General features: G+C 59.0%; 1 protein-coding gene. It reads right to left on the bottom strand.

Translation table 11 applies throughout. The features are described from left to right. Window positions 1–244, bottom strand: a 244-nt coding sequence (locus tag AF337_RS27295) for an ABC transporter ATP-binding protein (protein WP_160320365.1), incomplete at both ends; no start/stop codon positions are given.

The following is a 244-nucleotide window of genomic DNA, read 5'->3' as shown; positions in this document are numbered from 1 at the left end:
ACCCCCTTGGACATGATCTTTCTTCGCGCACCTGCCTCGCTGGCTTCAGCCGCAAACTGCTTGACCATCTGGATGTTGCCGTAGATGTCCGTCAGGGCACCGGAGATGAGGCTGTTCTGCTTTGCCGAGCGGCGGGCGCGCTCCGTAAAATCCGGAACGACCTTGATCGCAAAGAGCACGTTGAAGGCAACCCAGACGATGACTGGCAGCGCAAGCTGCCAGGAGAGCGCGAGCAGAAGAACAA

The sequence above is a fragment of the Rhizobium ecuadorense genome (assembly GCF_001187535.1).
Classification (GTDB): domain Bacteria; phylum Pseudomonadota; class Alphaproteobacteria; order Rhizobiales; family Rhizobiaceae; genus Rhizobium; species Rhizobium ecuadorense.
This window is presented reverse-complemented; position numbering and strand designations above follow the sequence as displayed.